We start from the raw sequence: 26287 nt of genomic DNA, 5'->3' as shown, positions 1-26287 counted from the left end.
TTTTTAATGTTTTCTCCCTCTCCCCGTGGGAGAGGGCCGGGGTGAGGGCATCAGCCCGCTCAGCCCTCTTTTGCCCGGTGGCGCTTCGCTTACCGGGCCTACTATGAGCACCTCGCAGCCGCCACCCGGCTTTCTTTTAGCGCTTCTCCCACCCGTTCGCCTGCGCCGTAAACCCTAACGCCTGCATAAACGCCGCCATCACGCCGCGATCCTCTACGCCCACGTCGGCCATCCACCAGGAGGTTACGCTCGGGTTTTCGCGGATCACCTCTTCAATTAAATACTGCCCGACCCCGCGACGACGGGTCACGTCGCGCACGCGCAGGGAGTCCAGCGCCCCTTCCGTGCCGCTCAGCGTTACGCGGACGGCGGCCAGCAGACGTTCATTAAAACGCGCGGCATAGATGCGGTGGTTTTCATCGACGGCCAGCGATGAAGGGGAATATTCCGGCCAGATCTTGCCCAGGTCGATACGATCCTGGTCGCTAAAGGTCACCAGACGCACGATAGTCAGTTTCATTAGCTGCTTGTCCAAATCAAAAAGAGTAGGGCCAGTGTACTCAATTTATTTGCTCAGGCGCTTTCTCTTTTTCTTCCCATTTACCAGGTGATTAGTTTTTTGGCAGCGCGATGGGCAGTTTGAAAACACATGGATCGAAAAATAAGCAGAATTTTAACCTGAAGGGCAGTGATTTATTCGGCGCTTTGTACCGTTATTTTATGCTGCAAACCGCGCTTTTATTTGTTTATCTCCGCCTGATTTCAGAATATTATCTTTGCTTAATCGCCTGAAAAATAGAGATTTTAGTCTGGTTTTTGACAAAAAACTGCGCTAAACCATTAAAGGCACTGGTAAAAATAGCGTTGTTCATAAAAAGTACAGAATGCTTTTTAACCATAATAAAACAAAATATAAACATGACATCACGAATGGGGATTCAGAGATGAAAAGGAACGCGAAGACGTTAATCGCGGGGATGGTCGCACTGTCGATCTCGCATGCCGCTATGGCAGACGACATTAAAGTTGCGGTAGTGGGGGCGATGTCCGGCCCTGTTGCCCAGTGGGGTGACATGGAGTTCAACGGCGCGCGTCAGGCCATCAAAGATATCAACGCCAAAGGCGGCATCAAAGGCGACAAGCTGGTAGGCGTGGAGTATGACGACGCCTGCGATCCTAAACAGGCCGTCGCGGTCGCCAACAAAATCGTTAACGACGGTATCCAGTACGTCATCGGGCACCTGTGTTCTTCCTCCACGCAGCCTGCGTCTGATATCTACGAAGACGAAGGCATTCTGATGATCACCCCGGGTGCCACCAACCCGGAACTGACCCAGCGCGGCTACCAGCACATCATGCGTACCGCCGGTCTGGACTCCTCTCAGGGGCCAACCGCCGCCAAATACATCCTCGAAACCGTTAAGCCGCAGCGTATCGCCATCATTCATGATAAGCAGCAGTACGGCGAAGGCCTGGCGCGTTCCGTGCAGGATGGCCTGAAAAAAGGCGGCGCAAACATCGTCTTCTTCGACGGCATTACCGCTGGTGAGAAAGACTTCTCCGCGCTGATCGCCCGCCTGCAAAAAGAGAATATCGACTTCGTTTACTACGGCGGCTACTACCCGGAAATGGGGCAGATGCTGCGCCAGGCGCGCGCCACCGGCCTGAAAACCCAGTTTATGGGGCCAGAGGGCGTCGGTAATGCCTCCCTGTCCAACATCGCGGGCGATTCTGCCGAAGGCATGCTGGTGACGATGCCAAAACGCTATGACCAGGATCCGGCGAATAAGGCTATCGTGGATGCGCTCAAGGCGCAGAAGAAAGATCCGAGCGGTCCGTACGTCTGGATCACCTACGCGGCCGTGCAGTCTCTGGCCACCGCGCTGGACCGTACCGGCAGTAAAGAGCCGCTGGATCTGGTGAAAGATTTAAAAGCACACGGGGCGAACACCGTGATTGGGCCGCTGAACTGGGATGAGAAAGGCGATCTGAAGGGATTTGAGTTTGGTGTCTTTAAGTGGCACGCCGACGGGTCTTCCTCGGTCGCCAAATAATCATCCCACCGCCCGGCTCACCGGGCGGGTATAAAAAGGTTTTCTTATGTCCGAGCAGTTTCTCTACTTCTTGCAGCAGATGTTTAACGGCGTCACGCTGGGAAGCACCTACGCGCTGATCGCCATCGGCTACACGATGGTTTACGGCATTATCGGCATGATCAACTTCGCCCACGGCGAGGTGTACATGATCGGTAGCTACGTCTCCTTTATGATTATCGCCGCGCTGATGATGATGGGCATCGACAGCAGCTGGCTGCTGGTGGCCGCCGGGTTTGTCGGCGCGATTGTGATCGCCAGCGCCTACGGCTGGAGTATTGAACGGGTGGCCTACCGGCCGGTGCGCAGCTCCAAACGCCTGATCGCGCTGATCTCCGCCATCGGTATGTCCATTTTCCTGCAAAACTACGTCAGCCTGACCGAAGGTTCACGCGACGTAGCGCTGCCAAGCCTGTTTAACGGCCAGTGGATTGTGGGGGCCAGCGAAAACTTCTCTGCCACCATCACCACCATGCAGCTGGTTATCTGGGTTGTGACCTTTATTGCCATGCTGGCCCTGACCCTGTTCATCCGCTACTCCCGCATGGGACGCGCCTGCCGCGCCTGCGCGGAAGATCTGAAGATGGCGAGCCTGCTCGGGATTAACACCGACCGCGTGATTGCCCTGACCTTCGTGATCGGCGCAGCGATGGCGGCGGTGGCTGGCGTGTTGCTCGGCCAGTTCTACGGCGTAATCAACCCGTACATCGGCTTTATGGCCGGGATGAAAGCCTTCACCGCGGCGGTACTGGGCGGCATCGGCAGCATTCCGGGCGCGATGATTGGCGGCCTGATCCTGGGCGTGGCCGAAGCGCTCTCCTCGGCGTACCTGAGCACCGAATATAAAGATGTGGTGTCGTTTGCCCTGCTGATTCTGGTTCTGCTGGTAATGCCTACCGGTATTCTGGGCCGTCCGGAGGTAGAGAAAGTATGAAACCGATGCATTTTGCGATGGCGCTGCTCTCTGCCGCCATGTTCTTCGTCCTGGCGGGCGTCTTTATGGGCGTCCAGTTAGGACTGGACGGCACGAAGCTGGTGGTGGATACCGCTCCCGACATCCGCTGGCAGTGGGTGTTTATCGGCACCGCGGTGGTGTTCTTGTTCCAGCTGTTGCGTCCGCTGTTCCAGAAGACGCTGAAAAACGTCTCCGGGCCGAAATTCGTCCTGCCGGCGATCGACGGTACAACGGTGAAACAGAAGCTGTTCCTTGTGGCGCTGCTGGTGGCTGCCGTAGCGTGGCCGTTTATGGTCTCGCGCGGGACGGTGGATATTGCCACCCTGACCATGATCTACGTGATTCTGGGGCTCGGTCTGAACGTGGTGGTGGGGCTGTCTGGCCTGCTGGTGCTGGGCTACGGCGGCTTCTACGCCATCGGTGCCTACACCTTCGCGCTGCTGAACCACTATTACGGCCTCGGCTTCTGGACCTGCCTGCCGCTGGCGGGGCTGGTCTCTGCCGCCGCGGGCTTCCTGCTCGGCTTCCCGGTGCTGCGCCTGCGCGGTGACTATCTGGCGATTGTGACCTTAGGCTTCGGCGAAATCGTCCGTATCCTGCTGCTCAACAATACCGAAGTGACCGGCGGTCCGAACGGCATCAGCCAGATCCCGAAACCGACCTTCTTCGGCCTGGAGTTCAGCCGTACCGCCCGTGAAGGCGGCTGGGATACCTTCAGCAATTTCTTTGGCATCAAGTACGATCCGTCCGACCGCGTGATCTGGCTCTATCTGGTGGCGCTGCTGCTGGTGGTGATTACCCTGTTTGTGATCAACCGTCTGCTGCGCATGCCGCTGGGCCGCGCGTGGGAAGCGCTGCGCGAAGATGAGATCGCCTGCCGCTCCCTGGGCCTGAACCCGACCCGCATCAAGCTGACCGCATTTACCATCAGCGCCGCGTTTGCCGGTTTCGCCGGGACGCTGTTTGCCGCACGTCAGGGCTTCGTCAGCCCGGAATCGTTCACCTTTGCCGAATCCGCCTTTGTGCTGGCGATTGTGGTGCTCGGTGGAATGGGCTCGCAGTTCGCCGTGATCCTCGCGGCTATCCTGCTGGTGGTCTCCCGCGAGCTGATGCGCGACTTTAACGAATACAGCATGTTAATGCTGGGTGGTTTGATGGTGCTGATGATGATCTGGCGTCCGCAGGGTCTGCTGCCGATGACCCGTCCACAGCTGAAGCTGAAACGCACACAGGCGAAAGGAGAGCAGGCATGAAGCCTTTATTATCCGTTAACGGCCTGATGATGCGTTTTGGCGGCCTGCTGGCGGTCAACAATGTGAATCTGGATCTGCACAAGAAAGAGATTGTCTCCCTGATTGGCCCGAACGGCGCGGGAAAAACCACGGTCTTTAACTGTTTGACCGGCTTCTACAAGCCGACGGGCGGCACCATCATGCTGCGCGACCAGCACCTTGAAGGGCTGCCGGGCCAGCAGATTGCCCGCATGGGCGTGGTGCGTACCTTCCAGCACGTGCGTCTGTTCCGCGAGATGACGGTGATTGAGAACCTGCTGGTGGCACAGCATCAGCAGCTTAAAACCGGGCTGTTCTCCGGCCTGCTGAAAACCCCGGCCTTTCGCCGCACGCAGGAGGAGGCGCTCGACCGCGCCGCGACCTGGCTCGACCGTATCGGCCTGCTCCAGCACGCCAACCGTCAGGCGAGCAACCTCGCTTACGGGGATCAGCGTCGCCTTGAGATCGTGCGCTGCATGGTGACCCAGCCGGAGATCCTGATGCTCGACGAACCAGCGGCAGGTCTCAATCCGAAAGAGACCAAAGAGCTGGACGAGCTGATTGCCGAGCTGCGCGACCATCACGACACCACTATCCTGCTGATTGAGCATGACATGAAGCTGGTGATGGGCATTTCGGACCGTATCTACGTGGTAAACCAGGGCACGCCGCTGGCAAACGGCACGCCGGAAGAGATCCGCAACAACCCGGACGTGATCCGCGCATACCTTGGTGAGGCATAAGATGGAAAAAGCGATGTTAACGTTCGACAAGGTCAACGCGCACTACGGCAAGATCCAGGCGCTGCACGACGTCAGCCTGCACATCAATCAGGGCGAAATCGTCACCCTGATTGGCGCCAACGGCGCGGGTAAAACCACGCTGCTCGGCACCCTGTGCGGCGACCCGCGCGCCACCAGCGGGCGGATTGTGTTTGACGGCAAAGGTATTACCGACTGGCAGACGGCTAAGATCATGCGTGAAGCGGTGGCGATTGTCCCGGAAGGGCGCCGCGTATTCTCCCGCATGACGGTGGAAGAGAACCTGGCGATGGGCGGTTTCTTCGCCCATCGGGATGAATTCCAGACCCGCATCAAGTGGGTGTACGAACTCTTCCCGCGCCTGTGGGAGCGTCGTATTCAGCGAGCGGGCACCATGTCCGGTGGCGAGCAGCAGATGCTGGCGATTGGCCGCGCGCTGATGAGCCAGCCGCGCCTGCTGCTGCTGGACGAGCCGTCGCTTGGTCTTGCGCCGATCATTATCCAGCAGATCTTCGATACCATCGAGCAGTTGCGCAAAGAGGGGATGACCATCTTCCTCGTCGAGCAGAACGCCAACCAGGCGCTGAAGCTCGCTGACCGCGGCTATGTGCTGGAGAACGGGCGCGTGGTGCTCTCCGATACCGGTGACGCGCTGCTGGCGAACGAGGCGGTGCGGAGTGCGTACCTCGGAGGCTAAGCCGTCTGTGTTGCCCGGTGGCGCTACGCTTACCGGGCCTACAGGGATCGACCAGGCCGGGTAAGGCGTAGCCGCCACCCGGCTTTTTTAACCACTACACCCCTTCACACAACCATCATCCCCCTGACGCCTGGCTGTCACTTATCTGTAAACAAACAGTTATTTTTCTGTCATTCGAGCATGTCATGTTACCTCGCGAGCATAAAACGCGTGATATCGCGCATCCGGCACAATAAGAGAGATGACAATGACATCGTTACGACACACAGCTTTGGGTCTGGCACTGGGTCTGGCTTTTGCGACGAACGCAATGGCTGTGACCACCATTCCGTTCTGGCATTCCATGGAAGGGGAGTTGGGTAAAGAGGTTGACTCCCTGGCGCAGCGTTTCAACGACACCCACCCGGATTACAAAATTGTGCCGGTGTACAAAGGCAACTACGAGCAGAGCCTGAGCGCGGGCATCGCCGCCTTCCGTACCGGTAACGCGCCTGCGCTGTTACAGGTTTATGAAGTGGGCACCGCGACAATGATGGCCTCCAAAGCCATCAAGCCGGTGTACGAGGTGTTCAAAGAGGCGGGCATTAACTTTGACGAATCCCAGTTCGTACCGACCGTAGCGGGTTACTACACCGATTCCAGAACCGGCCACCTGCTTTCTCAGCCGTTTAACAGCTCCACGCCGGTGCTGTACTACAACAAAGACGCCTTCAAAAAAGCCGGTTTAGATCCGGAGCAGCCGCCAAAAACCTGGCAGGATCTGGCGGAGTACACCGCGAAGCTGAAAGCGGCGGGGATGAAGTGCGGCTACGCCAGCGGCTGGCAGGGCTGGATCCAGATTGAAAACTTCAGCGCCTGGCACGGCCTGCCGGTTGCCACCCAAAATAACGGCTTCGACGGTACCGACGCGGTGCTGGAGTTCAACAAGCCGGAGCAGGTGAAGCACATCGCGCTGCTGGAAGCACTCAACAAGAAGGGCGACTTCAGCTACTTCGGGCGTAAAGACGAATCCACCGAGAAGTTCTACAACGGCGACTGTGCCATTACCACCGCCTCGTCCGGCTCGCTGGCGGATATACGTCACTATGCCAAATTCAACTACGGCGTGGGCATGATGCCGTACGACGCTGACGTGAAGGGCGCGCCGCAAAACGCCATCATCGGCGGGGCGAGCCTGTGGGTGATGCAGGGTAAAGACAACGGCACCTACAAAGGCGTGGCCGAGTTCCTCGACTTCCTGGCGAAGCCGGAAAACGCCGCCGAGTGGCACCAGAAGACCGGCTATCTGCCGATCACCAAAGCCGCGTACGACCTGACCCGCGAGCAGGGCTTCTATAGCAAAAACCCAGGGGCGGACATCGCGACGCGCCAGATGCTGAACAAGCCGCCGTTGCCGTTCACCAAAGGCCTGCGTCTGGGCAACATGCCGCAGATCCGCACCATCGTCGATGAAGAGCTGGAAAGCGTCTGGACCGGGAAGAAAACCCCACAACAGGCGCTGGACGCTGCGGTAGAGCGCGGGAATCAGCTGCTGCGCCGCTTTGAGCAGTCGACCAAATCGTAAAAAAATGCCCGGTGGCGCTGCGCTTACCGGGCCTACGACGTGCCACATGTAGGCCGGGTAAGGCGTAGCCGCCACCCGGCACTGTTCAGGAACCTAATCTCAATGTCATCATCCCGTCCGGTGTTCCGTTCCCGCTGGCTGCCGTACCTGTTGGTCGCGCCGCAGCTGGTCATCACCGTTATCTTCTTTATCTGGCCTGCGGGCGAAGCGCTGTGGTACTCGGTACAAAGCGTCGATCCGTTCGGGCTTTCCAGCCAGTTTGTCGGGCTGGACAACTTTACCGCGCTGTTCCACGACAGCTACTACCTGGACTCCTTCTGGACGACGATCAAATTCAGCGCCCTGGTGACCGTCAGCGGCCTTTTAGCCTCGCTGTTTTTCGCCGCGCTGGTGGATTACGTGGTGCGCGGCAGCCGTATTTATCAAACGCTGATGCTGCTGCCCTACGCCGTGGCTCCCGCCGTGGCCGCCGTGCTGTGGATCTTCCTGTTTAACCCAGGGCGCGGGCTGATTACCCACTTCCTGGGCGAATTTGGCTACGACTGGAACCACGCCCAGAACAGCGGTCAGGCGATGTTCCTGGTGGTGTTCGCCTCGGTGTGGAAGCAGATCAGCTATAACTTCCTGTTTTTCTTTGCCGCGCTACAGTCTATCCCGCGTTCGCTGGTGGAGGCCGCCGCCATCGACGGCGCAGGGCCGGTGCGCCGCTTCTTCCGCCTGTCGCTGCCGCTGATCGCCCCGGTGAGTTTCTTCCTGCTGGTGGTTAACCTCGTGTACGCCTTCTTCGATACCTTCCCCGTGATCGACGCGGCGACCGCAGGCGGTCCGGTGCAGGCGACAACGACGCTGATCTACAAGATCTACCGCGAAGGCTTTGCGGGGTTGGATCTCTCCGCTTCTGCCGCGCAGTCGGTGGTGCTGATGTTCCTCGTCATCATCCTCACGGTGGTGCAGTTCCGCTATGTCGAAAGTAAGGTGCGCTACCAATGATTGAGAACCGTCGCGGGCTGACGATTTTCAGCCATACCATGCTGATTTTAGGGATTATCGTCATCCTGTTCCCACTGTACGTGGCCTTCGTCGCCGCCACGCTGGACACCAAAGCGGTGTTCGACACGCCGATGACGCTGATCCCAGGCGGGCATCTTTTCGAGAACATGAAAACTATCTGGACCCAGGGCGTGGGCGCCAACAGCGCGCCGTTCTGGCTGATGATGCTCAACAGCTTCATCATGGCGTTTGGCATCACCGTCGGCAAAATTACGGTGTCGATGCTCTCAGCGTTTGCCATCGTCTGGTTCCGCTTTCCGCTGCGTAACCTGTTTTTCTGGATGATTTTCATCACCCTGATGCTGCCGGTAGAGGTGCGTATCTTCCCGACGGTGGAGGTGATCGCCAACCTGAAGATGCTCGACAGCTACGCGGGCTTAACCCTGCCGCTGATGGCCTCGGCGACCGCCACCTTCCTGTTCCGCCAGTTCTTTATGACCCTGCCGGATGAGCTGATTGAAGCCGCGCGCATCGACGGGGCCTCGCCGATGCGCTTCTTCCGCGACATCGTGCTGCCGCTGTCGAAAACCAACCTCGCGGCGCTGTTTGTGATCACCTTTATCTACGGCTGGAACCAGTACCTGTGGCCGTTGCTGATCGTTCAGGACGTCAACCTCGGCACCGCCGTGGCAGGCATTAAAGGCATGATCGCCACCGGCGAAGGCACCACCCTCTGGAACCAGGTGATGGCGGCGATGCTGCTCACCCTTATCCCACCCGTAGTCATTGTTTTAGCCATGCAGCGCGCGTTTGTCCGCGGCCTGGTCGATAGCGAGAAATAAGATGGCAGGTTTAAAATTACAGGCAGTTACCAAAAGCTGGGACGGTAAAACCCAGGTCATTCAGCCGCTCACGCTCGACGTGGCGGACGGGGAATTTATCGTGATGGTCGGCCCGTCCGGCTGCGGAAAATCCACCCTGCTGCGTATGGTGGCCGGGCTGGAGCGCGTAACGTCCGGGGATATCTGGATTGACCGCCAGCGCGTCACCGAGATGGAGCCCAAAGATCGCGGCATCGCGATGGTGTTCCAGAACTATGCCCTCTATCCGCACATGAGCGTGGAAGAGAACATGGCCTGGGGGCTGAAAATTCGCGGTATGGGCAAAGGTCATATCGACGAGCGCGTAAAAGAAGCCGCGCGCATTCTGGAACTTGACGGCCTGCTTAAGCGCCGCCCGCGCGAGCTCTCCGGCGGCCAGCGTCAGCGCGTGGCGATGGGGCGCGCCATCGTGCGCGACCCGGCGGTATTCCTGTTCGACGAACCGCTGTCAAACCTCGACGCCAAACTGCGCGTGCAGATGCGCCTTGAGCTACAGCAGCTGCATCGCCGCCTGAAAACCACGTCCCTCTATGTGACTCACGATCAGGTTGAAGCCATGACCCTCGCCCAGCGCGTGATGGTGATGAACAAAGGCATCGCCGAGCAGATTGGCACCCCGGTGGAGGTCTACGAAAAACCGGCCAGCCGTTTTGTGGCGAGCTTTATCGGCAGCCCGGCGATGAACCTACTGGACGGGCGGATCAATACGGCGGGAACCCACTTCGAGCTGGAAAGCGGGATGGCGTTGCCGATCAACTGGTACTATCGTGGCTACGCCGGGCGTAAGATGACGCTCGGTATCCGTCCGGAGCATATTGGTTTGACGTCTCAGGCGGACGGCGGCGTGCCGCTGGTGATGGATACGCTGGAGATGCTGGGCGCAGACAACCTGGCGCACGGGCGCTGGGGCGAGCAAAAGCTGGTGGTGCGCCTGCCGCATCAGGAGCGCCCGAAGGCAGGCAGCACGCTGTGGCTGCATATGCCGGAAAATCACCTGCACTTATTTGACGGTGAAACAGGACAACGAGTATGAGCAACTGGCCTTACCCCCACATCGTCGCCCACCGGGGCGGCGGTAAGCTGGCGCCGGAAAACACCCTGGCGGCAATTGACGTTGGCGCGCGCTACGGCCACACGATGATCGAATTCGACGCCAAGCTGTCGAAGGACGGCGAAATTTTCCTGCTGCACGACGACAATCTCGAACGCACCAGCAACGGCTGGGGCGTGGCAGGTGAACTGCCGTGGCGTGACCTGCTGAAGGTGGACGCCGGAAGCTGGTACAGCGGCGAATTTAAAGGCGAACCGCTGCCGCTGCTGGCGGAAGTGGCGGACCGCTGTCGTCAACACGGCATGATGGCCAACATCGAAATCAAACCGACCACCGGCACCGGGCCGCTGACGGGTAAAGTGATTGCCCTCGCCGCGCGCGAGCTGTGGGAAGGGATGACCCCGCCGCTGTTGTCGTCGTTTGACATCGACGCGCTGGAAGCCGCACAGGCTGCCGTACCGGAGTTGCCGCGCGGGCTGCTGCTGGATGAGTGGAGAGAAGACTGGCGCGCGCTGACGACCGGCTTAGGCTGCGTGTCGATCCACCTCAACCATAAGCTGCTGGATGAAGCGCGCGTGACGCTGTTGAAGGAGGCCGGTCTGCATATCCTGGTGTATACCGTCAATAAACCCCAGCGTGCAGCCGAGCTGCTGCGCTGGGGCGTGGACAGCATCTGTACCGATGCGATTGACCAGATTGGGCCGAACTTTATTTATTAAGCATACTGCCGTTCTGCTGGGTCGGCAGCATGTGCTGCTGACCGCTGCTTTGCGACACCCCGCCCCCTAACATCCCACCGTTTGAGTTTGGCAGCGGTTGCTCCCGCATCTGGCCCTGCTGCACGCGCTGGGTGTTGGTATTCATCTGGTTTTGCAGGAGCTGCTGCTGCACCTGGGTCTGCGTTTTTAACTGCTGATTGAGCATCCCTTTCTGCTGCTGTTGCTGGCTCATCATCTCCGTCTGCATACGCTGCTGGCTCGGAATGACGTAGCCCGGCTGGTTCGGGTTGTTCAGGGTGTTGATTGGCTGTGCGAGCGCGGCGAACGGAAGCAGCGCGGTCAGGATCAGTAATCGTTTCATGGTTATCTCCTCCTTTGAGGCTTCTCTTAAGTTTACCCTGATTCCGGCATAACGATGATTTTTTAAGAGTTGTGAACCAGGCTTAAGCGGGGAATATGGGCCCCTTCACCTGGAGAACAATAATGATGAAACCAACCTTTTTGCGCTGGGTCGCCATCGCTGCGCTGATGGCAGGCGGCACATTTACCGTGGCGGCCAACCCGCCCGCCGCTCCTCCGGTCTCTTACGGCGTGGAGGAGGATGTTTTTCACCCCGTGCGGGCGACGCACGGCATGGTGGCCTCGGTTGACGCGCTGGCAACGCAGGTGGGCGTCGATATTCTTAAACAGGGCGGTAACGCGGTGGATGCGGCGGTCGCGGTGGGATATGCGCTGGCGGTGACGCATCCACAGGCGGGGAACCTGGGCGGCGGCGGGTTTATGATGCTGCGCACCAAAGACGGTAAAACCACGGCCATCGACTTCCGTGAGATGGCGCCGAACCAGGCCTCCCGCGATATGTTCCTCGACGATCAGGGCAATCCGGACAGTAAAAAATCTCTGACCTCGCACCTTGCCTCCGGCACGCCGGGCACCGTTGCGGGCTTCTCGCTGGCGCTGGAAAAATACGGCACGCTGCCGCTGAATAAAGTGGTGCAGCCTGCCATCAAGCTGGCGCGCGACGGCTTCGTCGTCAACGACGCGCTGGCGGACGATCTCAAAACCTACGGCAGCGAAGTTATTCCCAATCATGAGAACAGCAAGGCTATCTTCTGGAAAGACGGCGAGCCGCTGAAAAAGGGCGATAAGCTGGTGCAGAAGAACCTCGCAAAAAGTCTCGAACTGATTGCCGAAAACGGTCCGGACGCCTTCTATAAGGGGCCGATTGCCGATCAGATTGCCGATGAGATGCAGAAGAACGGCGGGCTGATCACCAAAGCGGATCTGGCGGAATATAAGGCGGTGGAGCGCGAGCCGATCAGCGGCACCTATCGCGGCTACGAGGTCTTCTCCATGCCGCCGCCGTCCTCCGGGGGCATTCACATCGTGCAGATCCTCAATATTCTGGAAAACTTCGATATGCACAAGTTCGGCTTCGGTAGCGCCGATGCCATGCAGGTGATGGCGGAGGCAGAGAAGCGCGCCTACGCTGACCGCTCGGAATACCTTGGCGATCCGGACTTCGTGAAGGTGCCGTGGCAGGCGCTGACCAACAAAGCCTATGCCAAATCGATTGCCGACGAGATCGACATCAACAAGGCGAAGCCGTCGAGCGAGATCCGCCCCGGCAAGCTGGCGCCGTATGAAAGTAACCAGACCACCCATTTCTCGGTGGTGGATAAAGACGGTAACGCGGTGGCGGTGACCTACACGCTTAACACCACTTTCGGCACCGGGATTGTGGCGGGCAACAGCGGCATTTTGCTGAACAACGAGATGGATGACTTCTCTGCCAAACCGGGCGTGCCGAACGTCTACGGCCTGGTCGGCGGCGATGCGAATGCGGTCGGGCCGAAGAAGCGCCCGCTGTCGTCCATGTCGCCCACCATCGTGGTGAAAGACGGCAAAACCTGGCTGGTGACCGGCAGCCCTGGAGGGAGCCGGATTATCACAACCGTGCTGCAAATGGTGGTGAACAGCATCGACTTTGGGATGAACGTCGCCGAAGCGACCAATGCGCCGCGTTTCCACCACCAGTGGCTACCGGACGAGCTGCGCGTGGAGAAGGGCTTTAGCCCGGACACCCTCAAGCTGCTTGAGCAGCGCGGGCAGAAGGTGGCGGTGAAGGAGGCGATGGGCAGCACCCAGAGCATTATGGTCGGGCCGGACGGGGCGCTATTTGGCGCATCGGACCCGCGTTCGGTGGATGATTTAACGGCGGGGTATTGATTTTTTTGCCCGGTGGCGCTGCGCTTACCGGGCCTACAACGGCACGAACGTAGGCCGGGTAAGGCGAAGCCGCCACCCGGCAACAAACTACTTCATACGCGCCATATAATACGCATCCACATACTCGCCGTTGCGCAGGGCGTAGCGCCTGCCGGTGCCTTCAATCTCAAACCCGTGCTTTTTGTACACTTCGATTGCCGGTTCGTTATCCACAAACACCGTTAACTCGATGCGGTCGACGCGCAGCCAGTTGTCGCACATATCGATCATGGTGCGAATCAGTGCGCTGGCCACGCCGCGGTTATGCCACTGCGCGCCAACGCAGATACCGAAATCTGCAACGTGGCTGCGGCGTGGTCGCTGGGCGACATCAATGGTGAGGTGGCCGACCACGATATCATCAATGCAGGCAACCAGCTGTTTAATGCCCGGCTGCTCGCCTAGCCGCATTTGCCACATTTCCATTGAAGGATGAGGAACCTGTAGCGTGTTGTGGTACACCTCCGGCTGGGCGTGGATCTGACGAATGGCGTCGTAATCTTTCGGTTCAGCGTGGCGTATCACTATCTCACTCATTCCTTGTTCCTCAGTCAGTTAAAAGTCCCCTCCAACATCAGTGACTTTAAAAGTTGAGTCAATCGCTATTTTTTGCAAAAAGTGTTGGACAAGTGCGAATGAGAATGATTATTATTGCTCTGCATTCAGGAAGACCTCTACGGGAACCTGAAAGCACGACATTGCTCACATTGCTTCCAGTATTACTTTAGCCAGCTTCTCGCTGGCTTTTTTTTGCCCTTTTTCTCCCTTTCCCCGTGGGAGAGGGCTGGGGTGAGGGCAAAACATGCGCTATGGTAAAACTCAGTAACCTTCCAAAAGGACTGAGCCATGACACTACATTGCGCATTTATTGGATTTGGCAAAAGCACCACGCGTTACCACCTTCCGTATGTTCTCAACCGTAAAGATACCTGGCACGTGGCTCATATCTACCGCCGCCGCGCGAAGCCGGAAGAGCAGTCTCCGCAGTATTCCCATATTCATTTCACCAGCGATCTTGATGAGGTGCTTAACGACCCGCAGGTGAAGCTGGTGGTGGTCTGTACCCACGCCGACAGCCACTTTGACTACGCGAAACGCGCGCTGGAAGCAGGTAAAAACGTGCTGGTGGAAAAGCCGTTCACCCCGACCATCGCCGAAGCGAAGGAGCTGTTCGCGCTGGCGAAAAGCAAAGGGCTGACCGTCACGCCGTACCAGAACCGTCGCTTTGACAGCTGCTTCCTGACGGCAAAAAAGGCAATTGAAAGCGGCAAACTCGGCGAGATCGTGGAAATCGAAAGCCACTTCGATTACTACCGCCCGGTGGCGGAAACCCAGCCCGGACTGCCGCAGGACGGATCTTTCTACGGTCTCGGTGTGCACACCATGGACCAGATCATCTCCTTGTTTGGCCGCCCGGACCACGTGGCGTATGACATCCGCAGCCTGCGCAATAAGGCCAACCCGGACGATACCTTTGAAGCGCAGCTGTTCTACGGCGACCTGAAAGCCATCGTAAAAACCAGCCATCTGGTGAAAATCGACTACCCGAAATTTATCGTTCACGGCAAGAAAGGCTCCTTTATCAAGTACGGTATTGACCAACAGGAGACCAGCCTGAAGGCCAATATCATGCCGGGTGAACCGGGCTTTGCGGCAGATGATTCCGTGGGCGTGCTGGAGTACGTGAACGAAGAGGGCGTGACGGTCAAAGAAGAGCTGAAACCGGAAACCGGCGACTATGGACGCGTCTACGATGCGCTGTATGACACCCTCGCCACCGGCGCGCCGAATTATGTCAAGGAATCTGACGTTCTGACCAACCTGGAAATCCTTGAACGGGCCTTCGAGCAGGCCTCGCCTGCCACGGTAACCCTCGCCAGATAAGCAAAAACGGCTCCTCTGCGCTTGTTCTAAATTTTTGAACAGAGGAGTCAATTTTCACCCTCTATGATCCCAGGGCGTTTGCGTCCACACTTACTCCATCGAAACGAACTGAGGGTGAAAACAATGATCTACTTACGCAAAGCAAACGAACGTGGTCACGCGAATCATGGCTGGCTGGACTCATGGCATTCATTCTCGTTTGCCGACTACTACGACCCGAACTTTATGGGCTTCTCCGCACTGCGCGTGATTAACGACGACGTGATTGATGCAGGCCAGGGCTTCGGTACCCACCCGCACAAAGACATGGAAATCCTGACCTATGTGCTGGAAGGGGCGGTTGAGCACCAGGACAGCATGGGCAACAAAGAGCAGGTTCCGGCGGGCGAGTTCCAGATTATGAGCGCGGGTACCGGGGTGCGTCACTCTGAGTACAACCCGAGCAAAACGGAAAAACTGCACCTGTATCAAATCTGGATCATTCCAGAAGAGACCGGCATCACGCCACGCTACGAGCAGCGCCGCTTCGACGCGAAACAGGGCAAACAGCTGGTGCTGTCCCCGGATGCGCGTGAAGGTTCTCTGAAAGTGCATCAGGATATGGAGCTGTACCGCTGGGCGCTGGCGAAAGATGAACAGTCTGTACACCAGATTGCCGCTAACCGCCGCGTGTGGATCCAGGTGGTGAAAGGTGAAGTGTCCATCAACGGCACCAAAGCGACAACCGCCGATGGCCTGGCAGTCTGGGATGAGCAGGCGCTCTCCGTGCATGCCGACAGCGAAAGTGAAATTCTGCTGTTTGACCTGCCGCCGGTCTAAATAATTTCTCAACCTTCCCTTTAAACGGGGAAGGTTGAGCTTTGTCCGTGATAAACTGAGCAAATCTCTCACTTCAAGATTTCTCAGGACGATGAAAAAGAAACGCCCCGTACTTCAGGATGTCGCCGATCGCGTCGGTGTGACCAAAATGACGGTCAGCCGTTTTTTACGTAACCCGGAACAGGTTTCCGTGGCGTTGCGTGGCAAGATTGCCGCCGCCCTTGATGAACTGGGTTATATCCCCAACCGCGCGCCCGATATTCTCTCCAATGCAACCAGCCGTGCGGTGGGCGTCCTGCTTCCTTCCTTAACCAACCAGGTATTCGCCGAAGTGCTGCGTGGCATTGAAAGCGTCACCGATGCGTTTGGCTATCAGACCATGCTCGCCCACTACGGGTACAAGCCGGAACTGGAAGAGGAACGTCTTGAATCGATGCTTTCCTGGAACATTGACGGCCTGATTTTAACGGAACGTACTCACACCCCGCGCACGCTGAAAATGATTGAAGTGGCAGGCATTCCGGTGGTGGAACTGATGGACAGCCAGTCGCCGTGCCTCGACATCGCCGTGGGGTTCGATAACTTTGAAGCGGCGCGTCAGATGACGGCGGCGATCATCGCCCGCGGTCATCGCCATGTGGCCTATCTGGGTGCGCGTCTGGATGAACGTACTATCATCAAACAGAAGGGATACGAGCAGGCGATGCTCGACGCCGGTTTGACCCCGTACAGCGTGATGGTGGAGCAATCTTCTTCTTACACGTCGGGTATTGAGCTGATGCGTCAGGCGCGACGCGAGTATCCGCAACTGGACGGTATTTTCTGCACCAACGATGACCTCGCGGTCGGCGCCGCGTTTGAGTGCCAGCGTCTGGGTTTAAAAATCCCGGATGATATGGCGATTGCCGGCTTCCACGGCCACGACATTGGCCAGGTGATGGAGCCGCGTCTGGCGAGCGTCCTGACCCCGCGTGAACGCATGGGCCGCATTGGCGCAGAGCGCCTGCTGGCGCGCATTCGTGGTGAGGCAGTTACCCCGAAAATGTTAGATTTAGGTTTCACCTTGTCACCGGGTGGATCTATTTAATCCGACAAATTTGAAGTAGCTCACACTTATTCACTTCGCGCACGTTTGGATATTGCTTCTCTTATGCCCCGGCAGGACAATGTTACCGATAACTGTTACCCGTAACAATTGACTGAGGGACACCCTTTGAGCACGACTAATCACGATCACCACGTTTACGTCCTGATGGGCGTGTCCGGTAGCGGTAAATCTGCCGTGGCGAGCGAAGTGGCGCATCAACTCCAGGCTGCGTTTCTTGATGGTGACTTCCTCCATCCGCGCAGCAACATCATGAAAATGGCTTCCGGCGAGCCGCTGAACGACGACGACCGCAAACCATGGTTGCAGGCGCTGAATGACGCCGCGTTCGCGATGCAGCGCACCAATAAAGTCTCCCTGATCGTCTGTTCCGCGCTGAAAAAAACCTATCGCGATCTGCTGCGCGATGGCAACCCGAACCTCTCTTTCATCTACCTGAAAGGCGATTTCGGGGTAATTGAAAGCCGCCTGAAGGCGCGTAAAGGCCACTTCTTCAAAACCCAGATGCTGGTCACGCAGTTCGAAGCGTTGCAGGAGCCGGGTGCTGACGAACAGGATGTCTTAGTGGTTGATATCGATCAGCCGCTGGAAGGTGTTGTTGCCAGCACCATCGAGGTTATTAATAAAAGGCAGTAAGTTTTGAGTACATTAACGCTAGTTTTGACAGCAGTGGGTTCCGTATTGCTGCTGCTGTTTTTAGTGATGAAGGCACGTATGCACGCCTTCGTGGCTTTGATGGTGGTTTCTATTGGTGCCGGTCTCTTTTCCGGCATGCCGCTCGACAAAATCGCGGCGACGATGGAAAAAGGGATGGGCGGCACGCTCGGCTTCCTGGCCATTGTGGTGGCGCTGGGCGCGATGTTTGGCAAGATTTTGCACGAGACGGGCGCGGTCGATCAGATTGCGGTCAAGATGCTGAAATCCTTCGGGCACAGCCGTGCGCACTACGCGATTGGTCTGGCCGGTCTGATTTGCGCGCTGCCGCTGTTCTTTGAAGTGGCGGTGGTGCTGCTGATTAGCGTGGCGTTCTCCATGGCGCGCCATACTGGTACCAACCTCGTGAAGCTGGTCATTCCGCTGTTTGCGGGCGTGGCGGCTGCGGCAGCGTTCCTGCTGCCGGGGCCTGCGCCGATGCTGCTGGCCTCCCAGATGCATGCTGACTTTGGCTGGATGATCCTGATTGGCCTGTGCGCGGCAATTCCGGGGATGATTATCGCCGGTCCGCTGTGGGGCAACTTCATCAGCCGCTACGTTGAGCTGCACATTCCGGATGACATCACCGAGCCGCACCTGGGCGAGGGCAAAATGCCATCCTTCGGCTTCAGTCTGTCGCTGATCCTGCTGCCGCTGGTGCTGGTGGGCCTGAAAACCATCGCTGCGCGCTTTGTGCCGGTGGGGTCAACCGCTTACGAATGGTTCGAATTTATTGGTCATCCGTTCACCGCGATCCTGGTGGCGTGTCTGGTAGCAATTTACGGCCTGGCGATGCGTCAGGGCATGCCGAAAGACCGCGTGATGGAGATCTGTGGTGCCGCGCTGCAACCGGCGGGGATTATCCTGCTGGTGATCGGGGCGGGCGGCGTGTTTAAGCAGGTGCTGGTGGATTCCGGCGTTGGTCCGGCGCTGGGCGAAGCGCTGACCGGGATGGGGCTGCCGATTGCGGTCACCTGTTTCGTGCTGGCCGCGGCGGTACGTATCATTCAGGGCTCCGCGACCGTAGCGTGCTTAACCGCCGTGGGTCTGGTAATGCCGGTGATTGAACAGCTGAACTACTCCGGTGCGCAGATGGCGGCGCTCTCTATCTGTATCGCGGGTGGCTCGATTGTGGTTTCTCACGTTAACGACGCGGGCTTCTGGCTGTTCGGTAAATTTACCGGCGCAACCGAAGCGCAAACCCTGAAAACCTGGACGCTGATGGAAACCATCCTCGGCACGACGGGTGCGGTTGTCGGGATGATTGCGTTTACGCTGCTGAGCTAATCCCTGTTTTCTCCCTCTCCCTGTGGGAGAGGGCTGGGGTGAGGGCATCAGGCCGCAGAGGGCGTATTTTGTCGGGTGGCGGCTTCGCCTTACCCGACCTACAAAAACCTCAGGACCCGTAGGCCGGGTAAGCGTAAGCGCCACCCGGCTTTTTTACAGCGGCACGATGCCTTCCTTTGTGCGCAACCAGCGCGGCGCTTTCAGCGTATCACTGTAAAACCCCACTAAATCCTGCAACAAATCTCCTGCGACTCTTTCATCGCTCGCCGAGAGCGTTCGAGCCAACAGCATTTGCGTTAGCAACTGGCAATACCGTCCTAACTGATCCACTTCCGGCTCGAAGACCGGCACGTCCAGCGGCAGGTCATCCACCGTCAGGCTGGCTTTTAGATATTCCGGAACAGGTTCAAGCAGCGTGGGCTGGAGCAGGGCGAGGCAGGCGGAAAGCCGTCCGCATAGCGCCATCTTTTGTGCTGAATCGTCACATTCAACCAGCACGTCTACGAATCGCTCGCAGTTGTCTGCCAGTTCGGTGAAATCGGTAGTGTGATCGAACGGGGTAGTAAATAAAGTGTGAGAAAAGTTAGGGGGAGTAGTCATAAGACAGCCTCTAATGAGTTGAGTTGACCATCTTTGGAGGGACCAACCTCACTGGTGATGGACTGAACGGAGTTGGTCCTACCGGCCTCATCAGCTACCGGCGCGCCTTGCGGCGCCACCGTCCAGCCCACCATTGAAGTGTAACTGACTGCGCGATAAAAAGAGATTCATCGCGGATGAGGATAACAGGGGACCAACCCTGACGCCTGATTTTGCAGGCGCGGCAAGAAGATACTGCGTTGGGGGCGGAGTGGCAAGAGAGGCTCTGGAAGGCGGCTCGCAAAACGAATGAATATTTTTGATGGTAGAGGCATCAGGTCCCGTAGGCCGGGTAAGCGCAAGCGCCACCCGGCTTTTTTACATCTTCACCCTTTCATCCACGCCCGGATCCCGTCCAGGAACATCTGCGTTGCCATCATCACCAGAATCAGCCCCATCAGGCGCTCCAGGGCGTTTACCCCTTTCTCACCCAGCAGGCGCAGGAACAGCGACGACTGCAACAGGATAATAAACGTCCCGCCCCAGGCGATCAGCAGGGCAATCACCAGATGGCTCATCTGATTTGGATACTGATGCGACAGCAGCATCAGCGTCGCCAGAATCGTTGGCCCGGCGACCAGCGGGATCGCCAGCGGCACGATAAACGGCTCTTCACCCGCAGGCAGACCGCTGCTGCTGCCCTCCGCGCTCGGGAAAATCATCTTAATGGCAATCAGGAACAAAATGATCCCGCCGGAAATGGAGACCGTTTCGGCGCGTAAGTTCAGGAAAGCGAGGATTTTTTCACCGGCGAACAGGAAGATAAACATCACCAGCAGGGCGATGAGCAGCTCGCGGATCATGATCGCCCGGCGGCGCTTCGGCTCGGTATGCTTCAGCACCGACATGAAGATCGGCAGATTACCGAGCGGATCCATAATCAGGATCAATAAAACCGCTGCGGAAATGATTTCACTCATCTTAAATTATCCCTGATACTTATTGTGGTCATTGCGATGATTAGCACTTTTTCTGATTGCCGGGCAATCATCGATTAATTTCGCTTGCGACTTTGGCAGCATTTTGTAATGTGAAGCATATCCCAGTTCAATACTGGCTTGCACAATCAGCACACACCCCTTGCAGGAAAAAAATGCTATGAAAAACGTTGGTTTTATCGGCTGGCGCGGTATGGTCGGCTCTGTACTCATGCAACGCATGGTTGAAGAGCGCGATTTCGACGCCATCCGCCCGGTCTTCTTCTCCACTTCCCAGCTCGGCCAGGCTGCACCGTCCTTTGGGGGTACCACAGGCACGTTGCAGGATGCTTACGATCTGGAAGCGCTGAAGGCACTCGACATTATTGTGACCTGCCAGGGCGGCGATTATACCAACGAAATCTATCCGAAGCTGCGTGAAAGCGGCTGGCAGGGCTACTGGATTGATGCGGCCTCTTCGCTTCGCATGAAAGACGATGCCATCATTATTCTTGATCCGGTTAACCAGGGCGTCATCACCGACGGCCTGAACTACGGCGTGAAAACCTTTGTTGGCGGTAACTGCACCGTCAGCCTGATGCTGATGTCCCTCGGCGGCCTGTTCGCACAGGATCTGGTGGAGTGGGTCTCCGTGGCGACCTACCAGGCGGCCTCCGGCGGCGGCGCGCGTCATATGCGTGAGCTGCTGACCCAGATGGGCCAGCTGCACCAGAGCGTCGCTGCCGAGCTGGCAGACCCGGCGTCCGCCATCCTCGACATCGAGCGTAAAGTCACTCAGCTCACCCGCAGCGGCGAGCTGCCGGTGGATAACTTTGGCGTACCGCTGGCCGGTGGCCTGATCCCGTGGATCGACAAACAGCTGGATAACGGCCAGACCCGCGAAGAGTGGAAGGGCCAGGCTGAGACCAACAAAATCCTCGGCACCGCGAACACCATTCCGGTTGACGGTCTGTGCGTGCGTATCGGCGCGCTGCGCTGCCACAGCCAGGCCTTTACCATTAAACTGAAAAAAGATGTGTCTATTCCGACCGTGGAAGAGCTGCTGGCCGCACACAACCCGTGGGCGAAAGTGGTGCCAAACGATCGCGATATCACCATGCGCGAACTGACCCCGGCAGCCGTTACCGGCACGCTGACCACCCCGGTTGGTCGTCTGCGCAAGCTGAACATGGGGCCGGAGTACCTCTCCGCGTTCACCGTTGGCGATCAGCTGCTGTGGGGTGCAGCCGAGCCGCTGCGCCGTATGCTGCGCCAGCTGGCGTAATAATTTGTTAAACACGGGGGGTGATTGTCACCCCCTTTTTTTGCGTACTACATGGAGTAAAACGCAGATGTCTTATTTTTTATCAGGAGGACCCACGACGTTGGCTATGCTTTAAGGAAGATTTATTTCTCACCTGAGGGTAGGGCGGAGCAGAGAGGATTAACTGCACCGTTTAGGTCACATTAAAAGTCGTCCCGGAGCGCGTAAAAAGGGCGACATAAAAAAACAGGATGAACACCATGTCCGATCGTATTTCGAGAGACGTGATTAATGCGCTTATTGCGGGTCACTTTGCCGACCCCTTTTCTGTGCTAGGGATGCACCGTACAGAGGCCGGACTGGAAGTTCGGGCGCTGTTACCGGATGCAACAGAAGTGTGGGTTATCGAACCCAAAACCGGCCGCAAGGTGGGTAATCTGGAATGCCTCGACTCGCGTGGCTTCTTCTCGGGCGTCATGCCCCGCCGTAAAAATCCTTTTCGTTATCAGCTTGCCGTTATCTGGCACGGTCAGCAAAACCTGATTGACGATCCCTATAGCTTCGGCCCGCTCTTAAAAGAGATGGACGCCTGGCTGCTGTCCGAAGGGACCCATTTACGCCCCTACGAAACGCTGGGTGCCCATGCAGATACCATGGACGGTATCACCGGCACGCGTTTTGCCGTATGGGCGCCAAACGCCCAGCGCGTCTCCGTCGTCGGGCAGTTCAACTACTGGGACGGTCGTCGTCACCCCATGCGCCTGCGCCGGGAAACCGGCATCTGGGAGCTGTTTATCCCCGGCGCGCACAACGGTCAGCTCTACAAATTCGAGATGATCGATGCCAACGGCAAGCTGCGCATTAAATCTGACCCGTACGCCTTTGAGGCAGAGCTACGCCCCAATACCGCCTCGCTGATTTGCGGCCTGCCGGAGAAGGTTGTCCAGAGTGAGGAGCGCAAGCAGGCCAACCGCTTTGATGCGCCAATCTCCGTCTATGAAGTGCATCTCGGCTCGTGGCGTCGCCACACCGATAACAACTTCTGGCTGAGCTATCGCGAGCTGGCGGACCAGCTGGTGCCGTACGCCAAATGGATGGGCTTTACCCATCTGGAACTGCTGCCGATCAACGAACACCCTTTTGACGGCAGCTGGGGCTATCAGCCAACCGGGCTGTATGCGCCCACGCGCCGCTTCGGCACGCGCGATGACTTCCGCTATTTCATCGATGCCGCGCACGCCGCCGGGCTGAACGTGATCCTCGACTGGGTGCCGGGCCACTTCCCGTCGGATGATTTTGCGCTGGCAGAGTTCGACGGCACAAAGCTGTACGAGCACAGCGACCCGCGCGAAGGCTATCACCAGGACTGGAACACGCTGATCTACAACTACGGTCGCCGTGAAGTATCGAACTACCTGGTCGGGAACGCGCTGTACTGGATCGAGCGCTTCGGCATTGATGCCCTGCGCGTGGATGCGGTGGCGTCGATGATCTACCGCGACTACAGCCGCAAAGAGGGGGAGTGGATCCCGAACGAGTATGGTGGCCGTGAAAACCTCGAAGCGATTGAGTTTCTGCGCAACACCAACCGCATTATCGGCGAGCAGGTGGAAGGCGCCGTGACCATGGCGGAAGAGTCCACCGACTTCCCGGGCGTTTCCCGTCCACCGGCAATGGGTGGTCTGGGCTTCTGGTACAAATGGAACCTCGGCTGGATGCACGACACGCTCGACTACATGAAGCTCGACCCGGTTTATCGTCAGTATCACCACGATAAGCTCACCTTCGGGTTGCTCTATAACTACACCGAAAACTTCATGCTGCCGCTGTCGCACGATGAAGTGGTGCACGGCAAGAAATCCATTCTCGACCGCATGCCGGGCGACCCATGGCAGAAGTTTGCCAACCTGCGCGCTTACTACGGCTGGCTGTTTGCTTTCCCGGGTAAAAAGCTGCTGTTTATGGGCAACGAGTTCGCTCAGGGCCGCGAATGGAACCACGATAGCAGCCTTGACTGGCATCTGCTGGAAGGTGCGGACAACTGGCACCACGGCGTACAGCGTCTGGTCCGTGACCTGAACCTGACTTATCGCCACCACAAAGCGCTGCACGAGCTGGACTTCGATCCGTACGGCTTTGAGTGGCTGGTGGTGGACGACCACGAGCGCTCGGTGTTTGTCTTTGTGCGCCGCGACAAGGCGGGTAACGAGATCATTGTCGCCAGCAACTTCACGCCGGTGCCGCGCGAACACTACCGCTTCGGCATTAACCAGCCGGGCAAATGGCGCGAAATTCTCAATACCGACTCCATGCACTACCACGGCAGCAACGCGGGTAACGGTGGCCTGGTGCAGAGCGATGCCATTGAAAGCCACGGCCGTCCGAACTCCCTGAGCCTGACGCTGCCGCCGCTTGGCACAATCTGGCTGGTGCGGGAGGGTGAATGACGCAGCTTACGGCAGGTAAACCCGAACCGCTCGGGGCGAGTTTTGACGGAAAGGGGGTGAACTTCACGCTCTTTTCCGCCCATGCGGAGCGGGTGGAACTCTGTGTGTTTGACGGGGAAGGTAACGAGCACCGTTACGATTTACCGGCGCGCACAGGGGATACCTGGCATGGCTACCTGGCCGGAGGACGGCCGGGGATGCACTACGGTTTTCGCGTACACGGCCCCTGGGAGCCCTCTCAGGGGCACTGGTTTAACCCGGCGAAGCTGCTGATTGACCCGTGCGCGCACCGCGTGGACGGTGAGTTTAAAGATGACTCGCTGTTCCACGTTGGCTACGGCGAACCTGACCACCGCGACAGCTCGCCCGTCGCGCCCAAAAGCGTGGTGGTGCACGATCTCTACGACTGGGAAGACGATGCCCCGCCGCGCACGCCGTGGGGCAACACCGTTATTTATGAAGCCCACGTTAAAGGGCTGACATATCTGCACCCGTCAATCCCTAAAGAGATGCGCGGCACCTACAAAGCGCTTGGGCATCCGACGATGGTCGCGTACCTGAAGCACTTAGGGATCACCGCGCTGGAGCTGTTGCCCGTGGCGCATTTCGCCAGCGAGCCGCGGCTACAGCGTCTTGGGTTAAGCAACTACTGGGGCTACAACCCGCTGGCGATGTTCGCCCTCGACCCGCGCTACGCGGTGCAGCCGGAGAAGGCACGGGATGAGTTTCGCGATGCGGTGAAGGCGCTTCACGCGGCGGGTATCGAGGTCATTCTGGACGTGGTGCTGAACCACAGTGCGGAAAGCGATCTTGACGGCCCGACGCTCTCACAGCGCGGAATCGATAACCGTAGCTATTATTGGATCAGGGACGACGGCGATTACGAGAACTGGACCGGGTGCGGTAACACCCTCAACCTCAGTCATCCGGCCGTTATGCATTACGCGTACGAGTGCCTGAAATACTGGGTTGAGACGTTCCACGTGGACGGTTTTCGCTTCGACCTGGCGCCGGTGATGGGGCGCACCCCGGCGTTCAGCCAGCAGGCGCCGCTGTTTGAGGCCATCAAAAACTGCCCGGTGCTCTCAAAGGTTAAGCTGATCGCGGAGCCCTGGGACATCGGAGAGGGCGGTTATCAGGTGGGGAATTTCCCGCCGCTGTTTGCCGAGTGGAACGACCACTTCCGCGATGCCATCCGCCGCTTCTGGCTGACGCGCGATCTGTCGCTGGGGGAGTTTGCCGGTCGCTTTGCCGGCTCCAGCGATCTCTTCAAGCGTGACGGCAAACGTCCGTCGGCCACCATTAACCTGCTGACGGCACACGACGGTTTTACGCTGCGCGACTGCGTTTGTTTCAATCAGAAACACAATGAGGCAAACGGCGAGGAGAATCGCGATGGGACTAACAATAACCATAGCTTCAACCATGGTATAGAAGGGTTAGGCGGAAGTCTGGATGTGATCGAGCGGCGACGCGCCAGCGTTCATGCGCTGCTGACGACGCTTTTGTTGTCGCAGGGCACGCCGATGCTGCTGGCGGGCGATGAGCACGGCCACAGCCAGCACGGCAACAACAACGCCTATTGCCAGGACAACACCCTGACCTGGCTCGACTGGGGAGAAGCGAACAGCGGGCTGACCCATTTCACCGCGGCGCTGATCCATCTTCGCCAGCGCATCCCCGCGCTCACCGCCGACCGCTGGTGGGAAGAGGGCGACGGAAACGTTCGCTGGCTGAATAAAGACGCGCAACCGTTAAGCGCGCAAGAGTGGCAACACGGCATACCCTGTCTGCAAATCCTGCTTTCGGATGCGTGGCTGGTGACGCTGAACGCGACGGATGACGTCGCAGAGATTGTTTTACCTGACGGGGAATGGCGAGCCATTCCTCCCTTTGCCGGAGCGGATAATCCGGTTGTTATGGCTGTCTGGCACGGGCCTGCGCACGGAGTGTGCGTATTCCAAAGATGATAAAAAAGGAGT

24 protein-coding genes are annotated in these 26287 nt (G+C 58.1%); 19 read left to right on the top strand and 5 right to left on the bottom strand.

The genetic code is table 11. The features are described 5' to 3' along the window. Positions 1–136: 136 nt before the first annotated feature. Positions 137–520 (bottom strand): aspartate 1-decarboxylase autocleavage activator PanM, encoded by a 384-nt coding sequence (gene panM, locus LOC22_RS09240; protein WP_015571473.1) that lies wholly within the window; start codon positions 518–520, stop codon positions 137–139. Positions 521–944: 424 nt separating this feature from the next. Here panM and livK point away from each other — a divergent pair, with 424 nt between their 5' ends. The 10 genes from livK (at position 945) to ugpQ (ending at position 10982) form a co-directional block, all read left to right on the top strand. Beyond that, complete coding sequence (livK, locus tag LOC22_RS09235; RefSeq protein ID WP_023295547.1) at positions 945–2054, top strand: high-affinity branched-chain amino acid ABC transporter substrate-binding protein LivK; 1110 nt, start codon at positions 945–947, stop codon at positions 2052–2054. A 46-nt stretch (positions 2055–2100) separates the two neighbouring features. Next, positions 2101–3027: a high-affinity branched-chain amino acid ABC transporter permease LivH gene (livH, locus tag LOC22_RS09230; RefSeq protein ID WP_015571470.1), complete on the top strand. Its 927-nt coding sequence runs from the start codon at positions 2101–2103 to the stop codon at positions 3025–3027. Continuing rightward, a complete protein-coding gene (locus LOC22_RS09225; RefSeq protein WP_003861542.1) occupies positions 3024–4301 on the top strand; it encodes a high-affinity branched-chain amino acid ABC transporter permease LivM in 1278 nt (425 codons plus the stop codon). Before livH ends, LOC22_RS09225 begins: the two co-directional genes overlap by 4 nt. After that, positions 4298–5062: a high-affinity branched-chain amino acid ABC transporter ATP-binding protein LivG gene (gene livG / locus LOC22_RS09220; protein ID WP_003861544.1), complete on the top strand. Its 765-nt coding sequence runs from the start codon at positions 4298–4300 to the stop codon at positions 5060–5062. Before LOC22_RS09225 ends, livG begins: the two co-directional genes overlap by 4 nt. 1 nt (position 5063) lies before the next feature. Then, positions 5064–5777: a high-affinity branched-chain amino acid ABC transporter ATP-binding protein LivF gene (gene livF / locus LOC22_RS09215; RefSeq protein WP_230239497.1), complete on the top strand. Its 714-nt coding sequence runs from the start codon at positions 5064–5066 to the stop codon at positions 5775–5777. 247 nt (positions 5778–6024) lie between these two features. Further along, on the top strand, positions 6025–7341 hold the full coding sequence (gene ugpB / locus LOC22_RS09210) for a sn-glycerol-3-phosphate ABC transporter substrate-binding protein UgpB (RefSeq protein WP_017693845.1): 1317 nt from the start codon (positions 6025–6027) through the stop codon (positions 7339–7341). Between the two features lie 102 nt (positions 7342–7443). Then, on the top strand, positions 7444–8331 hold the full coding sequence (gene ugpA / locus LOC22_RS09205) for a sn-glycerol-3-phosphate ABC transporter permease UgpA (protein ID WP_229227647.1): 888 nt from the start codon (positions 7444–7446) through the stop codon (positions 8329–8331). Further along, complete coding sequence (ugpE, locus tag LOC22_RS09200; protein ID WP_015571468.1) at positions 8328–9173, top strand: sn-glycerol-3-phosphate ABC transporter permease UgpE; 846 nt, start codon at positions 8328–8330, stop codon at positions 9171–9173. The genes ugpA and ugpE overlap by 4 nt, the downstream gene beginning before the upstream one ends. Before the next feature lies 1 nt (position 9174). Then, positions 9175–10245, top strand: coding sequence for a sn-glycerol-3-phosphate import ATP-binding protein UgpC (locus LOC22_RS09195; protein ID WP_015571467.1), 1071 nt, complete (start codon positions 9175–9177; stop codon positions 10243–10245). Further along, the gene (gene ugpQ / locus LOC22_RS09190) at positions 10242–10982 is read left to right on the top strand and encodes a glycerophosphodiester phosphodiesterase (protein WP_017384130.1); all 741 of its coding nucleotides are present in this window, start codon (positions 10242–10244) and stop codon (positions 10980–10982) included. The genes LOC22_RS09195 and ugpQ overlap by 4 nt, the downstream gene beginning before the upstream one ends. Here the strand turns inward: ugpQ and LOC22_RS09185 are convergent. Next, on the bottom strand, positions 10972–11343 hold the full coding sequence (locus LOC22_RS09185) for a DUF2756 family protein (RefSeq protein WP_230239496.1): 372 nt from the start codon (positions 11341–11343) through the stop codon (positions 10972–10974). The genes ugpQ and LOC22_RS09185 overlap by 11 nt on opposite strands. A 122-nt stretch (positions 11344–11465) precedes the next feature. Here LOC22_RS09185 and ggt point away from each other — a divergent pair, with 122 nt between their 5' ends. Further along, entirely contained in the window at positions 11466–13211 is a 1746-nt protein-coding gene (gene ggt, locus LOC22_RS09180) for a gamma-glutamyltransferase (RefSeq protein WP_072134592.1), read from the top strand. Positions 13212–13298: 87 nt separating this feature from the next. Here ggt and yhhY read toward each other — a convergent pair whose 3' ends face one another. After that, entirely contained in the window at positions 13299–13787 is a 489-nt protein-coding gene (gene yhhY / locus LOC22_RS09175; RefSeq protein ID WP_023304560.1) for an N-acetyltransferase, read from the bottom strand. A 309-nt stretch (positions 13788–14096) separates the two neighbouring features. Here yhhY and LOC22_RS09170 point away from each other — a divergent pair, with 309 nt between their 5' ends. From LOC22_RS09170 to gntU, 5 genes are all read left to right on the top strand, one after another. After that, positions 14097–15134: an oxidoreductase gene (locus tag LOC22_RS09170; RefSeq protein ID WP_230239495.1), complete on the top strand. Its 1038-nt coding sequence runs from the start codon at positions 14097–14099 to the stop codon at positions 15132–15134. A gap of 123 nt (positions 15135–15257) precedes the next feature. After that, positions 15258–15953, top strand: a complete 696-nt coding sequence (locus LOC22_RS09165; RefSeq protein ID WP_003861565.1) for a pirin family protein — start codon at positions 15258–15260, stop codon at positions 15951–15953. Positions 15954–16044: 91 nt separating this feature from the next. After that, positions 16045–17040: a gluconate operon transcriptional repressor GntR gene (gene gntR, locus LOC22_RS09160; RefSeq protein WP_003861567.1), complete on the top strand. Its 996-nt coding sequence runs from the start codon at positions 16045–16047 to the stop codon at positions 17038–17040. Between the two features lie 126 nt (positions 17041–17166). Beyond that, a complete protein-coding gene (gntK, locus tag LOC22_RS09155; protein WP_003861569.1) occupies positions 17167–17694 on the top strand; it encodes a gluconokinase in 528 nt (175 codons plus the stop codon). A 3-nt stretch (positions 17695–17697) separates the two neighbouring features. Beyond that, on the top strand, positions 17698–19038 hold the full coding sequence (gene gntU, locus LOC22_RS09150; protein ID WP_003861572.1) for a gluconate transporter: 1341 nt from the start codon (positions 17698–17700) through the stop codon (positions 19036–19038). A 153-nt stretch (positions 19039–19191) separates the two neighbouring features. Here gntU and LOC22_RS09145 read toward each other — a convergent pair whose 3' ends face one another. Continuing rightward, positions 19192–19638, bottom strand: a complete 447-nt coding sequence (locus LOC22_RS09145) for a hypothetical protein (protein ID WP_032655370.1) — start codon at positions 19636–19638, stop codon at positions 19192–19194. A 365-nt stretch (positions 19639–20003) separates the two neighbouring features. Further along, positions 20004–20597: an NAAT family transporter YhgN gene (gene yhgN, locus LOC22_RS09140; RefSeq protein WP_003861574.1), complete on the bottom strand. Its 594-nt coding sequence runs from the start codon at positions 20595–20597 to the stop codon at positions 20004–20006. 178 nt (positions 20598–20775) lie between these two features. Here yhgN and asd point away from each other — a divergent pair, with 178 nt between their 5' ends. The 3 genes from asd to glgX all read left to right on the top strand — a co-directional run bounded on the left by asd (position 20776) and on the right by glgX (position 26275). Next, entirely contained in the window at positions 20776–21879 is a 1104-nt protein-coding gene (gene asd / locus LOC22_RS09135) for an aspartate-semialdehyde dehydrogenase (RefSeq protein WP_230239494.1), read from the top strand. Positions 21880–22118: 239 nt separating this feature from the next. Next, the gene (glgB, locus tag LOC22_RS09130) at positions 22119–24305 is read left to right on the top strand and encodes a 1,4-alpha-glucan branching enzyme (RefSeq protein WP_023304556.1); all 2187 of its coding nucleotides are present in this window, start codon (positions 22119–22121) and stop codon (positions 24303–24305) included. Then, positions 24302–26275, top strand: a complete 1974-nt coding sequence (glgX, locus tag LOC22_RS09125) for a glycogen debranching protein GlgX (protein ID WP_032669039.1) — start codon at positions 24302–24304, stop codon at positions 26273–26275. Before glgB ends, glgX begins: the two co-directional genes overlap by 4 nt. Positions 26276–26287 lie beyond the last annotated feature (12 nt).

Source organism: Enterobacter sp. AN-K1 (assembly GCF_020971765.1).
In the GTDB taxonomy this organism is placed as follows: Bacteria; Pseudomonadota; Gammaproteobacteria; order Enterobacterales; family Enterobacteriaceae; genus Enterobacter; species Enterobacter hormaechei_C.
Note: the sequence above shows the minus strand (reverse complement) of the source record. Positions and strands in the feature narration are given on the sequence as shown.